Below are 596 nucleotides of genomic sequence, written 5' to 3' on the forward strand. Positions count from 1 at the left end.
TCTGCACCCCCAGGCTGGTCAGTTCGATCGACAGCTCGGTCGAATGGCCCTTGACGATCGGCACCAGGTATTCGTAGATCGCCTGCTGCTCGCGCCGCACCGCCTCGTCGGACGAGTGGTGCGCCAGGTCGCTGGTCGCGGCCGTGCAGTAGGCCAGCGCGCGTGCGGCTTCGGTGTGCGCCTTCATCGTCAGCAACATGCGCTTGACGTCAGGGTGCTGGATGATCGCGACTGGGCCGGGCGATCCGGCCAGGTCACGGCTCTGCAGCCGATCCTTGGCAAAGGCCAGCGCCTGCTGGTAGGCCCGGTCCGAGACCGCGATGCCCTGCATGCCGACCGCGAAGCGCGCCGCGTTCATCATCACGAACATGTACTCGAGGCCACGGTTCGGCTGGCCGACCAGCTCGCCGATCGCGCCGCCGTGGTCGCCAAACTGCAGCACTGCGGTCGGGCTGGCCTTGATGCCGAGCTTGTGCTCGATGCTGACGCAATGCGCGTCGTTGCGCGCGCCCAGGGTGCCGTCGGCATTGACCAGGAATTTCGGCACCACGAACAGGCTGATGCCCTTGACGCCCTCGGGCGCGTCAGGCAGGCGG

1 protein-coding gene is annotated in these 596 nt (G+C 67.6%); it reads right to left on the reverse strand.

All coding sequences use genetic code 11. The annotated features are described in order from the left end of the window. Positions 1–596, reverse strand: a 596-nt coding sequence (locus C6P61_RS17495) for an acyl-CoA dehydrogenase family protein (protein WP_280524152.1), incomplete at both ends; no start/stop codon positions are given.

The organism is Malikia spinosa (assembly GCF_002980625.1).
GTDB classification, from domain to species: domain Bacteria; phylum Pseudomonadota; class Gammaproteobacteria; order Burkholderiales; family Burkholderiaceae_C; genus Malikia; species Malikia spinosa.